Source organism: Muricauda sp. SCSIO 64092 (assembly GCF_023016285.1).
Taxonomy (GTDB): Bacteria; Bacteroidota; Bacteroidia; order Flavobacteriales; family Flavobacteriaceae; genus Croceivirga.
The window spans coordinates 1055648-1073610 of the sequence record NZ_CP095413.1 but is presented as its reverse complement, the minus strand read 5'-3'; the positions used below and the strand labels follow the sequence as shown (position 1 = coordinate 1073610).

At 38.1% G+C, this 17963-nt stretch carries 9 protein-coding genes; 5 read left to right on the top strand and 4 right to left on the bottom strand.

What is annotated here, in order from left to right; genetic code table 11:
- Nucleotides 1-308 precede the first annotated feature (308 nt).
- From L0P88_RS04500 to L0P88_RS04485, 4 genes are all read left to right on the top strand, one after another.
- A complete protein-coding gene (locus L0P88_RS04500) occupies nt 309-4733 on the top strand; it encodes a Calx-beta domain-containing protein (protein WP_247133433.1) in 4425 nt (1474 codons plus the stop codon).
- Between the two features lie 10 nt (nt 4734-4743).
- On the top strand, nt 4744-5721 hold the full coding sequence (locus L0P88_RS04495; protein WP_247133432.1) for a type IX secretion system membrane protein PorP/SprF: 978 nt from the start codon (nt 4744-4746) through the stop codon (nt 5719-5721).
- 16 nt (nt 5722-5737) lie between these two features.
- On the top strand, nt 5738-7669 hold the full coding sequence (locus tag L0P88_RS04490; protein ID WP_247133431.1) for an OmpA family protein: 1932 nt from the start codon (nt 5738-5740) through the stop codon (nt 7667-7669).
- A 505-nt stretch (nt 7670-8174) separates the two neighbouring features.
- Nucleotides 8175-10472, top strand: a complete 2298-nt coding sequence (locus L0P88_RS04485) for an ABC transporter permease (RefSeq protein WP_247133430.1) — start codon at nt 8175-8177, stop codon at nt 10470-10472.
- Between the two features lie 80 nt (nt 10473-10552).
- On the opposite strand, the gene lepB is transcribed toward L0P88_RS04485, so the two are convergent.
- The 4 genes from lepB to L0P88_RS04465 form a co-directional block, all read right to left on the bottom strand.
- Nucleotides 10553-11698, bottom strand: a complete 1146-nt coding sequence (lepB, locus tag L0P88_RS04480) for a signal peptidase I (RefSeq protein ID WP_247133429.1) — start codon at nt 11696-11698, stop codon at nt 10553-10555.
- 29 nt (nt 11699-11727) lie between these two features.
- On the bottom strand, nt 11728-12354 hold the full coding sequence (locus L0P88_RS04475) for a hypothetical protein (protein ID WP_247133428.1): 627 nt from the start codon (nt 12352-12354) through the stop codon (nt 11728-11730).
- A gap of 2 nt (nt 12355-12356) precedes the next feature.
- The gene (locus L0P88_RS04470) at nt 12357-13574 is read right to left on the bottom strand and encodes a 6-bladed beta-propeller (protein ID WP_247133427.1); all 1218 of its coding nucleotides are present in this window, start codon (nt 13572-13574) and stop codon (nt 12357-12359) included.
- A gap of 1043 nt (nt 13575-14617) precedes the next feature.
- The gene (locus tag L0P88_RS04465) at nt 14618-15901 is read right to left on the bottom strand and encodes a hypothetical protein (RefSeq protein WP_247133426.1); all 1284 of its coding nucleotides are present in this window, start codon (nt 15899-15901) and stop codon (nt 14618-14620) included.
- Nucleotides 15902-16256: 355 nt separating this feature from the next.
- Here L0P88_RS04465 and L0P88_RS04460 point away from each other — a divergent pair, with 355 nt between their 5' ends.
- Complete coding sequence (locus L0P88_RS04460) at nt 16257-17708, top strand: hypothetical protein (protein WP_247133425.1); 1452 nt, start codon at nt 16257-16259, stop codon at nt 17706-17708.
- Nucleotides 17709-17963 lie beyond the last annotated feature (255 nt).

The window sequence follows — 17963 nt, the reverse complement described above, 5'->3', positions numbered from 1 at the left end:
TGGACAGTTTATCCAAGGAAACTTGGATTTAATCTTTTATGTTGGTGCAATCCTTTGGATTTTAGTAATATTGGCTTTCCCCAAATGCAGAAAACGAAAGCGTGGTTTTAGTCCATAATCTAACAGAACAAATAAAATCCTACTTAGGGATTCTTTATTTCACTTTAAAAAGCACCTCTTTACAAAGACTTGTTTTTATACTCTTTTTGTTTGCGTGCTTTTTCGGATTAGGACAATCTAATATCAGCATAGACAGCCCGGCCGCGGTCCCGGAGGGCGATGCTGGCCCCTCGCAGATAGACTTTACGGTGAGCATAGACGCGGCGGACCCTGTTTCCCCGATCACGGTGGACTACCTCATTTCCGGGGGCAACGAGGACGGCACGGGGAACACCCTGACCTTCCCTGCGAACACATTGGTGCTGAGCCAGACGGTCAGCGTGACGACCACCGGGGACACGGTGGTCGAGGGCGACGAGGCGGTCAGCGTGACCCTGAGCAACCAGAGCGCCAACGCGAGCATCTCGGTGGCGGTGGGGAACAGCTCCTTCACGGACGACGACACCTTTGATATCAGCATAGACAGCCCGGCTGCGGTCCCGGAGGGCGATGCTGGCCCCTCGCAGATAGACTTTACGGTGAGCATAGACGCGGCGGACCCTGTTTCCCCGATCACGGTGGACTACCTCATTTCCGGGGGCAACGAGGACGGCACCGGGAACACCCTGACCTTCCCTGCGAACACATTGGTGCTGAGCCAGACGGTCAGCGTGACGACCACCGGGGACACGGTGGTCGAGGGTGACGAGGCTGTCAGCGTTACCCTGAGCAACCAGAGCGCCAACGCGAGCATCTCGGTGGCGGTGGGGAACAGCTCCTTCACGGACGACGACACCTTTGATATCAGCATAGACAGCCCGGCCGCGGTCCCCGAGGGCGATGCTGGCCCCTCGCAGATAGACTTCACGGTGAGCATAGACGCGGCGGACCCTGTTTCCCCGATCACGGTGGACTACCTGATTTCCGGGGGCAACGAGGACGGTACGGGGAACACCCTGACCTTCCCTGCGAACACATTGGTGCTGAGCCAGACGGTCAGCGTGACGACCACCGGGGACACGGTGGTCGAGGGCGACGAGGCGGTCAGCGTTACCCTGAGCAACCAGAGCGCCAACGCGAGCATCTCGGTGGCGGTGGGGAACAGCTCCTTCACGGACGACGACACCTTTGATATCAGCATAGACAGTCCGGCCGCGGTCCCGGAGGGTGATGCGGGCCCCTCGCAGATAGACTTCACGGTGAGCATAGACGCGGCGGACCCTGTTTCCCCGATTACGGTGGACTACCTCATTTCCGGTGGCAACGAGGACGGCACGGGGAACACCCTGACCTTCCCTGCGAACACATTGGTGCTGAGCCAGACGGTCAGCGTGACGACCACCGGGGACACGGTGGTTGAGGGTGACGAGGCTGTCAGCGTGACCCTGAGCAACCAGAGCGCCAACGCGAGCATCTCGGTGGCGGTGGGGAACAGTTCCTTCACGGACGACGACAGCCAGTCGATAAGCATCAGTGATGTGACATTGGCGGAGGGCAACGCCGGGACGACGAACTTCGGGTTCACGGTCAGTGTTGACGGGGGCAATGCGGTGGGAGACATCGGCTTCACAGTGAACACGGGCGGCGGCACGGCCACCGCGGGCACGGACTATGCAGCAATTACTAACGGCAGCGGTACCATATTGAACGGCACTCCCAGTACTACGGTGACCATCCAGGTGAATGGTGATAGCGTTGTTGAGGGCAACGAAACCTTTAACGTGACGCTCAGTGGGGTGACCAATGGTACAATAGGGGATGGCGTAGGAGTAGGAACAATAACCAATGACGACAACGCAGGCCTCACAATAATCCAAAGTCTTGGAAGTACGACGACCAGCGAATCCGGAACATCTGATACTTTTACGGTAGCACTTACGGCACAGCCGTTGACCAACGTACGTTTAAGTGTGGTTTCCCTTGATACCGGGGAAGGCACGGTCACACCTGCACTATTGACATTCACCAACGGCAATTGGAACGTTCCACAAACCGTTACGGTTACAGGGGAAGATGATGATGTAGTGGATGGAACAGAGGGCTATACCGTTCGTGTTCGAGTTTTGGATGGAACCAGTGACGATGCCTATGATCTTGTGCCTGATGGGTTGGTGGCAGCCACAAATTTGGATGATGATATGCCAGGGGTCAGGGTTGATAATACTTCAGGGAACACCACGGAAATAGGAGGTTCCGTAACTTTTACCTTTACTTTGGATGCCAGCCCAACCGATAATGTGGTCATTCCATTGACCGGATATGATGGTACGGAGGGCAACGGCCCTAGCCAGGTGGTACTTACTCCAACCAATTGGGAGACCGGGGTTGAAATTATAGTCATGGGAGAGGATGATTTAATTGATGACGGTGATATTGCCTATACGATCAATACAGGAGATGTTACCTCAACAGATGCTGCTTACGATGCACTTACGGGGGCAGATGTACCTGATCTCCAAATAGTAAATGAAGATAACGACCAGGCAGTGGTGTCCATAAGTGACGCAGCCATAGAGGAAGATTCGGCTTCAGGGGAACTCAACATTCCGGTTATACTGGACATCGAAAAACCAGGAGGATTTAGTGTGCCATATACCTTACTGGATGGTTCTGCTACCGGGGGAGTGGACTATGACAATACTGGAGGTTCCATAGTTTTTTTGGGAAATAGCGGAGAGACCCAATTAATTGTAGTTCCTATTATTGATGATAACGCGTTGGAAAACAGTGAAACTTTTACGGTGCAATTGGGTACGCCAAGCGATGGGGTGCTTTTGTCTGATGGAGGTACGGCCACGGGAACTATTTTAGACGATGACAATTGTTTGCCATCCCCAATTCTTGACACTGCTCAGCCCACCAATTTTTGTGATATGTTGGCCGTGGATTTGAATGACTACATCATTGGACCCCCCCCTCCGGATGCTGAGTTAATATGGAGTACAAATCCGGACCAAACGCTGAGTAGTGCCTACAGGCCCAGTAGGGTTTCTTTCCCAGGTACATTTTATGGTTTTTATTTGGATCGTGATGATAGTTGTTTCAGTCCAACGGTGGAAGTTACACTGGTCATCAACACAACACCTTCAATTCTGTCTACTGCCGGGGGAATCCTCTGTGGTCGGGGTGAACTAACACTAACGGCAACAGCATCGCTAGGTGCAGTCATAAATTGGTTCGATTCGCCCACATCAACAACAATATTAGGTTCTGGGGGTTCTTTTACCACACCAACATTGACCAGCACCACTTCTTTTTACGTGGAGGCCACGGAAAATGGTTGTCCATCTCCACGTACCGAGGTTATTGCCACGGTCAATATCCAACCCTCCCCTGGAACACCTACCGATACTACGGCTTGTTCGCAAGTTGGTCCTGGAGGTACGACTATTTTGGATTTGGACACCACTCTAACAGGTGCAGATCCAGGATTTTGGGCCGTTGGTACAGATCCTTCCAATGGATCGATATCCATAAATGCGGATAATACGGTTGATTTTTCCGGATTGCCAGAGGGAAGCTATGTGTTTGTATATACCACCAATGGGGCACAAGCTCCGTGTACCAATGAATCTGTGGAAGTGACGGTCAATGTTATCGATTGTTTGCTGGATGCGGATTTTGATGGATTGGATGATGACGTTGAAATAGATTTGGGAACCGATCCCAATAATCCCGATACCGATGGTGATGGTATTGAAGATGGTCAGGAAGTGAACGTGGACGCGACCGATCCATTGGACGATTGTGATTCCGTAGGGGGAACCCCTCTCGGGGATAGTGATTGTGATATGGATGGTCTTACCAATGCTGAGGAAATTGATTTGGGGACAAATCCTTTTGATGCGGATTCCGATGATGATGGATTGACGGATGGGGAGGAAGTTTTGGTTGAGGACGATCCCACTACTGATGCAGTTCCGGAGAGGGCAAGTGATCCCCTGGATGATTGTGACCCCTTCCTAACCGCGGATTGCAGTGCAGAACCTATAGATATTTTGGTTGAAAAATCAGTGGATTCCCCCGAACCGCTAATTGGGGATATCATCAATTTTACGATTACGGCAACCAACCTAAGTATGGAAAGGGGAATAGATATTGTGGTTTTGGATTTAATTGATGGGGATTCAGGTTTTGAGATTGTGTCAACCAATGCAGAATCTGGGATTTATGATAGTACGACAGGTCTTTGGACCATACCGGAATTATTGGGGGAAGCCTCCACCAATTTGTTTATTTCGGTAAGGGTGGCCCAATTGGGAAGGTTGGGGAATACGGCCAGTTTAATCAGCTCTATACCAATAGATGGGGATAATTCCAATAATTCAGCAACGGTGGAAATCAATTCATCTCAAAGTGAATGTGTTGATCAAGGGACTTTATGCAATCTGTTTTCCCCAAATGGTGACGGCATAAATGATACCTTAATCCTGGTGGGACATCAAAATTTCCCTAACAATAACCTTCAAATTTTTGACCGATATGGCAATTTGGTCTATGAAGAACAAGCATATGATAGCACATGGGACGGTACTGGGGATAATGGGGATTTGCCCAAGGGAACCTACTTTTATGTTTTGGATTTAGGTGATGGTTCGGATGCAACAAAGGGGTGGATTCAAATCATAAAATAACTGGAAGAGCATGTTTAAAAAACAGCATTATATCTATTTAACCCTTACATTCAGCATGGTCTGGTGTATGGTGCGTGCTCAACAGGAACCTCAATATACCCAATATATGTACAATATAGGGAGTTTTAATCCCGCTTATGTAGGTTCCGTGGAATCAGCGGAATTTTCGGGATTGTATAGGGCACAATGGGTAGATATTCCCGGCGCTCCAAGAAATATTAGGTTCGGTGCCAATATTCCCTTTTCCAATGAAAAAATGGGACTTGGATTTAATGTGGTGAGTGATGTGTTGGGGCCATCCACCCAAACGTTCATTGATGTTGCCTATTCCTACCAAATAAAAATGTCCAATGACTCCTGGCTATCCTTTGGTATCGATGCAGGGGGATCCATCTTGGATTTGGACTTTTCCAAAGGGAATTTTCAGAATCCGGGAGAACCTTTGATTGGAGGCCAGAACTTCAATGAGTTTTATCCAGTTGTCGGGGCGGGATTGTTTATGTATGGAGAGCAATGGTATGCAGGTTTGTCCATTCCCAATTTTTTGACCTTAGGAATCTATGAGGCAGAATTGGAGTCTGTTGTGGACAACGATCTGCAATATAATTTTATAGCAGGCTGTATTTTCAATATCTCTGACCGAACCAAATTTAAACCGGCCGTTTTACTGAACTACCTTCCAGGAATCCCCGTTAACTTTAACCTGTCGGCAAATTTCCTCTTTTTGGACGCTTTGACGTTGGGGGCCAATTATCGAATCAACAACTCAATTAGTGGTGTGGCGGGACTACAAGTTTCGAACAGTATATTTTTTGGCTATTCGTATGATTACAGTACCAATGGTCTTGGGGAGTTTGGAGGCGCTTCACATGAGGCCATAGTAAAGTTTTATTTAGGGCGCGGTGATGGAGGTTCCAGGGCAAGGAACAAAAGAATTAATAAGTTAAAAGGCAAACCAAAACAAATAGATTCGCCAAGGTTTTTTTAATTTCAAATCCATGTGTATGAAGATGAACACACTTTTTTGCTTTGTCCTCGGATTTGCAATGCTCCATGGACAGTACAAGGAATCCAAGGGCGATGGTTATTTCTTTTCCTACGCCTATTCGGATGCCATTGCGGCCTACGAAAGGGATTTGGAAAAAGGGGGCAGTTTGTCCCCAAGGCAATATTTGAATTTGGCAGACTCTTATTTTAAAACCAATAAGTTCGAAAAGGCAACGGATATTTATCTCGAACTGTTTGCCCAGGACAGCATAATGGAAGGGGATCATCTTAATATGTTGCTACAGGGACTGGGAAGGACCTCCAACAAAGAAAGACTGACCACTTTTCTTAATGACAACAAGTTGGACTTCTCCAGGGAATTACAGGAGAATGCCAAGTTTAACATGGAATTGTTGACTTCAAAAAAGAACGATGAAGACCATAATTACAGGGTGTTTAATTTGGATGCCAACAGTACCCAGTCCGATTTTTCACCAGCTTTTTATCGAAACGGTCTATTGTTTACCAGCGGGCGCCCTCTGGGAAAGGGCGAAAGTTACGAACCTATGGGTGAGGCCTACTTGGATGTTTTTGAGGGTGAGATTGCCGCAAATGGCCAAGTGGCCAAGGTAGATAGGCTCAATGCCATTCGGGATTCGGATTATCATAAGGCCACGCCCTATTTTTCAGAAGACCTGAACAGTATCTTTTATGTGCTTTCCAATACACTCGAAGGAGAACTTGAATTTGATGAAAGCGGAAAAAATGCACTTTCCATAGGGATGCAAAAAATAGGGGGCAGTTTTAAATTCCTTTGGAGGGATTTGAGTACTTCGTTTTATTATCCCTTTTACGATGATAACACGTCTAGACTCTACTTTTCCGCTAATCTGAAAGATGGTTATGGAGGTACCGATATTTATTATGTAAATACCAGTAACGGTCAAATAATGTCCGCCCCCATAAATCTAGGGCCAAAAATAAATACCCCGGGCAATGAAATAGCCCCATACATTTTTGAAGGTGTTTTTTATTTTTCCACGGATGTTTTCTATGGTCTTGGAGGGATGGACATTTATAAGGCAAATTTCAAGGAAGGTGGTTTTACCATTCCCGTGAATCTCGGCAAACCCATTAATTCGGAAACAGACGATTTTGGGTTTATCATCAAAAATCATGAAAACGGGCTACAGGGGTATTTTTCTTCCAATAGGGCAGGTGGCAAAGGAAAAGATGATGTATTTGGATTTTTTGTCGACGAAAAACCGGGAATCAAGACCTTTGCATTGAATGGGAAGGTCGTAAGATTGAACAATATGCAGGGCGTATCCAATGCCCGTATTAAAGTGTATGGGCCAGGAGGTGAACTTTTGCTGGAAACACTTTCCAACGATCGAGGGGACTATTCCATTGAAATTCCATCGCAATCAAAAGTACGTGTTGAGGCTGCCAAGGACAGATTCTCCATCTTTTCGGCAATATTTGAAGGAGAACAAATAGAGGCGGTTCAAAAGGGGAACCTGAATATTGGAATTGCACTTTATGATGATTTGGTCGAAGAAAGGGAAGGACAGAAAGTTGTAAAACTCAAAAAGTTTTTCTTTGGGAATGGTGAATCAAAAGTTACCCCGGATATTGCCATTGAATTGGACAAGGTAGTTGATTTTGTAGAGCGTTTTCCAGCGGTTCAGTTACGAATAGAAAGCCATACGGACAGTCAAGGTAGTGCTGCCGCCAATTTTAGACTTACGCAGGCGCGTTCAGATGCCATTAAGGACTATCTCGCGAATCATGGTGTTCCCTCAAGCAATATATTATATTCCATTGGTTACGGTGAAGATAAAATCCTGAACAATTGTAAAAATGGGGTGTATTGTTTGGAAATGCTACATCGACAAAATAGACGCTCCCTTATCGTAATCCTAAACGACAATATTTTGTTTGACTAGATCAGCTTTAGGAGAACAACTTTTTGTAAATGACAATTTAAAAAGTACAATTAACACCGATTTGAATCCTAAAAAGTTATTTTTTGAAAATTCCCATCCTACAGGGTTCTTGCCATCTCCTCTTTCAAACGTACCGGCAAAATGTAAAGAGTAGCAAGATGCAGATTTTTGTCCGAATAAACGTTCCTCCTAAGGGATTCAACTAAAACAATAAACGGAATTCAACGGTTTTGGGGAAAATGAACCCGCCTTTAGTTCAAAAAACAAGATTTTGTACCCAGGGGGCAGGCAGCTATTTTTGCAGTAAATCTTATGAACTCAAGGCGGGTTCAATATCATCAAATCAATTTAAGTTTCCATTATTGGTTGGTAGTTATGAATGGTAAGACTTCATATCTAAGAGTTTTTAACATCCATATTATAAAAATATGGACAGGAATTTGTATTTTACATTTGGTTGATAAAAGGAGTAGGTCATCTGCAAACACTTCGTATTGTTAATCTAATGTTAAGATACAATCTTAAATTTATTTTGAGGAATTTATGGGGTAAGAAGATTTATACCTCTATTATATTATTAAGTCTAATAGTTGCATTTGTCTGCTCAAATATCCTAATATCCTTTCTTACCTACGAAACCGATACAGATTCATTTCACTCAAAAAAAAATCAAATTTTTCAGATTTTTAGTGGTGATCCATTTAATGGGGATAGTCACATTGTTTATATACCCAGTTTTTTTTCCGATTATCTAATCGAGAACTATGCAGAAATCGAAGAAGTTACTCAACTTGCCAGTTTGAAAGATTTAAATTTAGAGGTAGGAAAAAATACATTCCGTGATTTCACTGTATTGTTGGCTGACAAGTCTTTTTTTTCAATTTTTGATTTCCCTATCGTTTACGGAAACAGAAGCGAATGTTTGGCTCCGGGAAACATAGTGATTTCGGAGAAAAAGGCTGAAATATTATTCGGCAAATCTGAAGTTGTCGGTCAACCAATTACGGTCATAACCCCAGACAGTACCCTAAAACTTATGGTCTCAGCTGTCACACGCAGACCTAGTGTGAACAGCCATCTGAATTTTGACGCTATAATGCACAACTCTACTTTTCCAGATAAATGGCGTGGCGGTCCTAGTTATGCGCTGCTAACAGATTCCAATCTGTCCGAATCCTTGGAGATGAAAATCAATAATGATATCAACAGGCCAGGACTTATAGGGCCTGGGAAAATTAATTATTTCTTTGGAGCTCTTGAAGAATCATATTTTCGACTTGAAAATAAAATGGATTTCATGAAAACAAGAAATCCAACTTTTTTGAAAATTGGGTATATCGCCTGTTTACTAGTAATTTTTATTGCAGGTTTTAACTTCATCAATCTTTTTTTGCTTTTTTGGCAAGAAAGAAAAAAGGAGGTGGGAATAAAAAAAACATTGGGGATTTCCAAAAAAGGACTATTTGGTTTTTCGATTACTGAAGCTGGGTTTTATATTCTGGTCAGTTTTATAGTATCGCTAGGAATTACAATTCTTATAATCCCTGTTTTTAATTCAGTTTTCGAATACAACTTTTCTATGGAATATCTACTTAACACAAAAGTTGTTGTCTATTTGAGCCTTTTTTTGTTTGTCTGTGGGGTAATGACTGTGATGTTTTCTGTGTCAAAACAATTGCGTATTCAACCAGTGAATTTGATGGCAAAAGAGTCCTCAAGAATAACGTTCAACAGATTTTTATTTACAGTTCAATTCATCATTTCCATAACATTGGCAATTTGTTCGATTACCCTAGTACAACAAATGAATTTCTTGGAAAATGCATCTTTAGGTTTCAATCGTAGCATTATACAGTTAGACGCACCAAGCCAAGATTTTTCTGAAAAGCTTCATATTATTAAACAAAATATAGCAAGTTTGCCTTTCATCGATAATTTGACCGTCAGTGGAGGAAACCCGATTACGGGAAATATGATAAGTCGCTACGAACTAGATAATGGCAAAACTTATACACCATTTTTGTTCGGAGGAGATGAAGATTTTCTCAAAACATTGGATTTAACTTTACTGGAAGGGGAATTGCCTTCAAATGTCCGTCACGGAAAGCTTGTTAACCAAAAATTAATACGTCAATTCAATTTGGAAAAACCAATAGGTAAGAAAGTACCAGGTACGGAAGATATAATTATTGGAGTTGTACAAGATTTTACATGTGGATCCTTCAAAGAAGAAATCCCCCCTGTTATTATTTCTTATTATGATACAGGAAAATCATTATTAATAGACTATCAAGGGAACAATTTAAAAACAGTACTCCCCATGATAGAAAAAGAGTGGAGCAAGGTATTTTCCTCCAATTATTTTAAATATAGCATTCTTGAGGAGGAACTTAGGAAAAAATACAAGGAAGATACTTTTTTCTTCAAGTTAATTGTCACCTTCTCAATCATTAGTATTCTATTATCGTGTTTTGGTCTGTTTGCTCTTTCCTGGGCGGTGACTCAAAATCGTTCCAAGGAAATGGGAATTCGTAAAGTGCTTGGTGCAACCTCAATCGATATTTTAAACTTGTTGACCATAACATTTACAAGGCGAATACTTATAGCCTTTATTATAGCCATACCCATTGGGTATTACTTAATGAATCAATGGTTAATGGGTTTTGCAAATAAGATTGAGCTTAATTTTTGGATTTTCGCGATATCAGTATTAATCGTAATAGTAGTATCTTCAGTTACACTAAGCTTGCAAGTCGCAAAAACCATGATGATGAACCCTATAAACGAAATAAGGAAAGAATAAAAACTTTGCCTGTTTTACATCTTGGACCGAAACATTTGATAATCCCGTATTCAATCCGGTTGAAAGATGTTATACTAATTTCATCTTGTTACTTTGAACAAACGTTCCAATTCCGAATCTCTATTAATTGAATATAAGGTAAGTATAACTTTGCCAATAATTTTCTCTTCGGGCACTAATCCCCAATGTCTTGAATCAATCGAGTAATTTCTATTATCACCTAACATAAAATAGTAATTCCTTTTGAACTTATATGACTTAATTCGTTTCCCATTTACATAAAATTTTTTTTTATGGAATACTATTTTTACTTCCTCAAATTTTTCAATTATACCTTTATAGAAAGCGTAATTATTTACATCTAGTATTATTTTTTGATTTTTATGTGGTACCACCGTCGCTTCCCAATTGTGTAAAGACCAGTTTATTTTGCCATTTGGATCTGTTTCTATAGGAGTATCAATTAGTGTAATAGAATCAAACAAATGTAAATTTTCCAGTAATCTATGGTAATCATTTGTAATATTTATTTCCAATTTTTTTCGAAGGATATCATAAAAGCTTAAATTCAGGATCGAAGTGTTTGGATTTTTTTTTTCACAATGTGATAGGTTGTTTTTAATCCAAACCCTATACTTCCTTTTGAGGCTTTTAGACTTGTCTATCTCAACCCCATTAATATGTACAAAACCGTCAAGAATGCTTAAAGAATCACCTGGTATTCCAACACACCTTTTAGCTAAATAATTTCCAGGCTCCCTAGGGTGTTCAAAAACAACAACCTCATTATTGGTAACCTTTGAAAATCCTTTTAGCCTTCTATCCTTTGAGTTGACACCATAATCGTTAATGTAAGATTTACCTGTGGTGTTAAAAGTATTCAGCCAAGGAATTTCAAATAGTGTTTTTGGCAAACGAGGGCCATAGTTGAGTTTACTTACCAAAATCATGTCGCCAGTAGCCAAAGTGTTCTCCATGGAACCGCTCGGGATTTTATACATTTCTATCACAAATACTCTCAGTGATACGGCAAATGCAAACACGAAAAAAAAAATCAAGAAATAAAACAGCCAACGTTTTTTCTTAATCATTTTAACTAGACCCAAATTTGAGGCAAGAAGTAAAAAAACAAGTCCAAAGCCAAGCAGGCCCAAAGCCAACCAAAATATTCTTAAGATAAGCAGTAACAATATTGTGCACAAAAAAAAACCAATTATCTTCCTCACACAGTGTTTTCGTTAATAGTTAACCAACGTTAAGAAAAATATCGTGTCCAAATTATATCAAGATACTTTTCAGTGCTTTTTATCTCATTTTTAGAAGGTACAAAAATATGCTGTGCAATATTATTTTCTAAAATGAAAAAATATGGATGGAATTTGCTGACCCCTATACCTAGAGTATCCTCTTTTATACCATAATAGGGAATGTTTAAATTGTTTTTAGTTAAATAAACCTTTAATTCACGAATTCTATCTAAAGGAACCAATATGATAATGTTATTTTCATTTTGATTTTTAGATTCAAATTCAATTAACTGAGCTAAAACATTGTCATAGCATATTTCACAGACATTATCTGATATCCGATAGACTAACTTTGGATTCTTATTAATGTCTTCTAAAGAATATTTTTCGTTCTTTCCTCGATAGAGCTTGATATCGTCGCTAATGTATTTATTCCCAAATCTATAAGTTGACTCAAAGTTAAGCTGATTTTCAGTATTAAATAATGCTTTTACCGATTTCAGGTCATTAATTTGTTTAGTGTAAAGCACTTCCTTTCTTTCGTATATCCTCTTAATTTTAAAGTAATTATATATTGTAAGGACATAAAGTAAGGTAAGACCAAGGAACAAAAATGGATAATAGTATTTCTTCATTTCTATAGTTTTAAATAGCCCTCTATAATCAGGGGATTATCTTCAATGTCAATACTATTATAAATTGAAACAATTTTTTTTTTTGTTTCAGAATACTTATCCCATTCCACTGTACTCATTGACATTCGCAGCGAATCTATTTCTTTAATCAGAGTATTGGCATTTATAATCGAATACGATTTTCTGCCACTTACGGCCATGGGTAAATTATCAATCGAAGCTTTCATAACTAGTCCAGGTAAAAGCAAATCGTAACTTATGGAATTGACAAGATATCCTTTATTGTCACTGATAGAATAATAGAAGTGGGGTATCTCACCTTTATTCATGAAACCAAAAGCCATAAAACCGTTTGTTTCTAAAAAACCTATTATTCTGTAGGCATAATCAGTTTTTTTAAGAGGCTCCAAAAACTCCATAATGTTTCCATAATTTTCATTAAGATAAGTTTCAGGTAACTTATGATTTCCAAAGTCTATATAGTAACTTGGAAAAACATCTCCCTTATTTGTTATCTTATATATTGTATCATTAAAGCTATAAAAGAATGAATTCGAGGATTCTAAACTCTGAAAGTTTCTTAAATCACCAAGATGCATAAATCGAGCTTGATTATCTTTTATTCTGATATATCTTTTTACAATTTCTTCTTTCTTATTAATGACATTTAGTTTAAAATGAGAGTCTCTGTTATGGGCTAAAGACCCTATATATAAAGCATAAAGACTGTCACTCAACTTGGCAAAAGAGTATCCATCCAATATTGCATTAATTTCATCGATATAGTTTCCTCTCTTGTTATATTTTAGAATCTTTTTTGATTTACTGTCATAAATCTCTAAAGATTCATCTTTATTAACATGAAAATCAGATATGTTAATATATTTACCTTCTCCTATTCCTTGACTATCTATAGAATTAATATACTTTCCATTTTGAGAATATATTGATAATGTTGTAGAAGTTTGCAAGTAAAATTTGTCCTTATGAAAAGATAGTTTAAGTACTTCGTCAAGAACATTGTTAAAGGTTGTTTCGAGAGGAATCAAATTTATACTATCATATAATTGACTAAGGGAAATCCTATTGGTTTTAGAAAGGTCGACCTCAATTGATTTGAGATTTAAATTATTATTCATTTTGTTTCCGTTAATTTTAGTGTCCTTTTTACAGGCAAGAAGAAGTAGAAAACAAAATATAACTCCATTAATTAGCTTCATAGAATGATTCTTTTAATTTACTCACATACTTTTTATCTATAAACCCTTGTTGTAAATTATAAAGTGATTTCGCACTAAACGAATTTTTACTAGTATTGATTTTGCGATTGGAACAATTAAGATTTACTCTTTAATTCATTAAAAGAATTGATTATTGTCATGAGTTAGTTAAATGCTTAAAAAAAAGCACCACATTTTGTAAAGGTTGCCAAATCAAGTTGGCAACCTTTCTGTTAAATTCAAATATTTATCGGCAATCCGAGCAACTAGCACCAGCCCCACAATCACCAGAACTGTCTTTGCAGCAATAGGTGTCTCCAGAAGAGTTACTACAAAGAGGGCCTTTATAGGAACTTGACGCGTTCGCTTCTATGGTTGCAAATTGTGGCCCATCATCAATAGACATATTGATATTCATTGCAAATGCGGCCAAGAAAACCATGATCAGGAAACCGTTTAAAATTTTATTCACTTTTGTAGGCATAATATTTGTTTTAAAAATAATTGTCTTTTTTTTAAGTACTTTTTAACTTGTCTCGATTTTTTATCGGATTCAGGGCTGGCCCTGAGGGTCAACATCTTTGGCTTAAATATTTATTACTTTCTTCATTTTACCTCCTTTCTCAATTAGAATTATGTTTAAAGTTTGATAGCCACAGATTTTCCTAAAAGCGTTGGTCAACTTTCCCATTATCGATAAGCAAAAAACCTTCATTAAGTATATTTAGTAAACAGATAAAATGGTTAATAGAAAAAATTGCTTTTTTTGGAATTAGTTTTCTACTCAAAGCCCAACTCACTTCATTAGCTTCAATATTTAGGAAACTGTGGGGTTTTTAGTTTCTTCAAATCTTTTAACATTGTTTTGTTCTGGCACTCTTTTAACTTGTTATGCGTATATGTTTAAAAAAGCAATTTCTTTGCTTAAAGCAGACATATAGTTTTTACAACCCATAGTTATTTAGCTTCTGATTTTTTTAATGCATTACAAGTTTTTAAGGAACTCTGGATAATGGATTTTATATGTTTTAAAAATTGATATTCTAAATCGGTTTTATCCCTTTTCTATTTTCTGTTGGCTGTTCATATTTATGATATAGTGTGCTCATTTTTAAGCTTTTGGAATCTTTCCAATCAATAGTTCTGATAAAAGTTCTTAGACCTAAGGCCATGAATGTGATTGTCGCAATCCAAATTTTAATTAAAGATGATTGACTGAACTGCTTAGTAATCATCGAATCCAAAATGCAAATAGTTGCTAATGACGGTCCTATTATTGCCATATAGATATATCTGTCCGCTGTTAATACAGTTCTTGGAATTGGTATAACATGAAGAACCAAAAAAATGTTTATGGTAAAAAAGAGGAATGCAAATACTAAGATCCGATTTGCAGTATAATATTGCTTTATGAAATAACCCAAAATTGCTAAGACTAAAACGAAATCTAAAACTATTTGAATATCCATAAAGGATTGAAATTGATTGTTGGGAAAAGGATAATAATAATATAAATTAATAGGTGCAAGGAAACGAAATAAGTAGTCCATCAAACTCTCGGTACCAAATAGAATTCTTTGCGGTAAGGGATACCCATCTTCCAATCTAAGGTTACCCACATCAAATTGGGAAGAAAAAATCCAATAGGATAATGCAATTAAAAAAAATGGAATTTTCTCACCTATAGCTTTAAGAAATGGGGAGATGCTTCCTATTCTTAACGAAAGACGGTTATAAGAAAAATCTAGTAAAATTAGCGTTAATGGGAGTACTATTCCCTGTTCCTTAAAACCAATACTGATGGTGTATAAAAAGAAAACACCCATTATTAGGAAAAGGTTTCTGCTACGCAAATACCTTATGTATAATAATATGGAAAGTAGATAAAAAGTAGAGTAAAGTAAAACTTTTGACGCACTAACCCAAGCGACAGATTCCACTTGAAGAGGATGAATACCGAAAATGAGTGCAACCAAAAAAGCGTAGATTTTATTTGCGTTTTCGCTAGACGCTTTTTTTAATTGTTTTATCAGTTTATAAACAATTAGATAAACTAAGTAGACATTTAGTAGATGAAAAAGCAAAGAAAAAAGATGAAATATAGCAGGATTAAATCCAAACAATTGATGAATTCCAAGGTAGTATAGAACGTTTAGTGGAGCATATTGGCCATTATAAAATGTAGTAAATAAAATGTTCATATTCTCCCATGTAGGATTTAGAATATAAGGATTGTTGGTAATGGCCCATTGATCGTCCCAAAACTCTTGAAAATCATTATGCAATGTTGGACAGTGAACCAGTGATACTAAAATAATAAGAATCAAGTACCTATATTTAAGAAAAAGAGGATGAATGTCCATTTAAAAAAATAAGATTAAATTTACAAAAATTGTAAGTTTAATCTTTTATTATTTGTAAGAATTAATATTTTACTAATATTCTTTATTTTTTAAATTGGTGGTTTTAAAGGAATTTTAATCTTCCTCAATTCCTATCCAGTAATTGGTCCTTGAATAAATTTTGTTGGGATATGGCTATTGGGTTTGAATTGTAAAAGGCGTACTACTTCATTTCTTTCTATTTGCTCGGATAGAAATTGTTTGACAGGATAATAAAACAGGAATACACTAAATGATTCTATTGAATTTCCTTAACCGATGTAAATCATATAATTTCCATTTGAAGTCTTTGACACCTGAAAAAAAATGTTTGCTTTTACTTGGGTTGGCATTTGTTCTTACCAGAACTTGTATTATAAACAAACATGCATTACAATCGGACATAGAATACTATGCAACAATTGGCTATCAATCTTTAACTGCCAAAGAAAAAGGGCTGACTATTTACGATATAACTTCACTTGAATATCCTCCTTTGGCTGTTGCTTTCTTGTACACACCAAATTATCTGATTTGGGACACTTCACTTCCCTTTACTTCTTATTTGGACCTCTATATAAAAAGCTACCGTGGAATCCTCTGTTTTATTGATTTTGCCAATTTTACATTTTTATTACTTATAATTCGTAGATTATACTTAAACGAAAATACTTATATCTCTTACTTATTCTTGGGAGGTATTCTTTACCTGTTGAGTACTGTCATATTTATTGATTTAATCTACGACCGCCTAGACATGGTACTACTCTTTCTAATAACTGTGTGCTTCTATTTTCAAATTCAAGGACGCCTTTTGCTTTCTGCATTTTTTCTTTCGATTGGTATTTGTTTTAAACTGATCCCTCTTTTGTTATTACCGATTTGGACTCTAGGTTGGTTGTCTAATTTTGACTGTAGAATAATAGACTTTAAGTGTTTTAAACAATACACATTTGTATTGAAATCTTTATGGTACTTGATAATTTTTAGTTTAGGGATACTAGGTTCTTGTTATTGGGTTTATGGGTCATATGCTTTTTCCTTTTTGGGCTATCACGGTAATCGAGGGATTCAAATAGAATCTTTATATAGTACTATTATACAATTAATCGGTCTTTTTGGACTTTCTTACGAACTGGAAACTTCCTTTGGAAGTCAAAATGTTGTATCAATAGTTTCCCCTTTTATTTCCAAATTATCATTTTTTATAATTTTTTTTGGCTGTATGGGGGTCTTCTTCAAAATTTTTCAATTTCTTTCTAACAAAAGAGTTAAAAGTTCGTCTTGTATTGCTTCGACCAAGCCCGTAATAATTGGTACAGGTTACCTGCTTACATTATTATTTTTTTTAATTGGAAGTAAGGTATTATCTACACAATACTTTTTATTGCCAATTTCTTTTATAGCTATATTATTTCCAAACAAGCATTACGGTATTGGCTTGTTATGGCTTTTCATATTATTATTGAGCATAATTATTTTTCCATATTTATACGATAGTGATATTATAAGCAAATCAGCAATCAAATTAGGAAAACCTAGTTTATTGGGCACTTTACTCTTGTCAAGTAGGAATGGTATGCTCGTTTATCTATTTTATCTCCTATATTCACAAATGGATACGCCCAAGTCAAATGAACCTCCCCTTGTTTCTTTATTATTTCCATTTTGGGAGAACAAAGAAGTATATAGGTCATTTCTTTTAATATTGGTTGTTTCTTCATTACTGTTGCTTGTAAATTTTTTTGACTAATAACTAGCAATAGTATTTGAACTTTTGCCAACCTACGTGGTATTTTCTTTGACGATTATTTTAAAAAGGGTTCATGTTTTTATTATTGGATTCACCATTTTTAAGTTATCCCAGTCACATAAATAATGACATCATCCCTGGTTTAGCTTTGTTTATTCTGATTGTATTAGGTAACAAATAAGATGCGATAAATAAAAGAAAATATCTGATTAAGAAATCTGTCAAGGCTGAATTCGATCGCCCATGAAAAGATTG

Coding starts and splice junctions, on each gene's coding strand:
- L0P88_RS04470 (WP_247133427.1), bottom strand. CDS start 13,574: ATGAAGCTAATTAATGGAGTTATATTTTGTTTTCTACTTCTTCTTGCC.
- L0P88_RS04495 (WP_247133432.1), top strand. CDS start 4,744: ATGTTTAAAAAACAGCATTATATCTATTTAACCCTTACATTCAGCATG.
- L0P88_RS04485 (WP_247133430.1), top strand. CDS start 8,175: ATGTTAAGATACAATCTTAAATTTATTTTGAGGAATTTATGGGGTAAG.
- L0P88_RS04490 (WP_247133431.1), top strand. CDS start 5,738: ATGAAGATGAACACACTTTTTTGCTTTGTCCTCGGATTTGCAATGCTC.
- L0P88_RS04475 (WP_247133428.1), bottom strand. CDS start 12,354: ATGAAGAAATACTATTATCCATTTTTGTTCCTTGGTCTTACCTTACTT.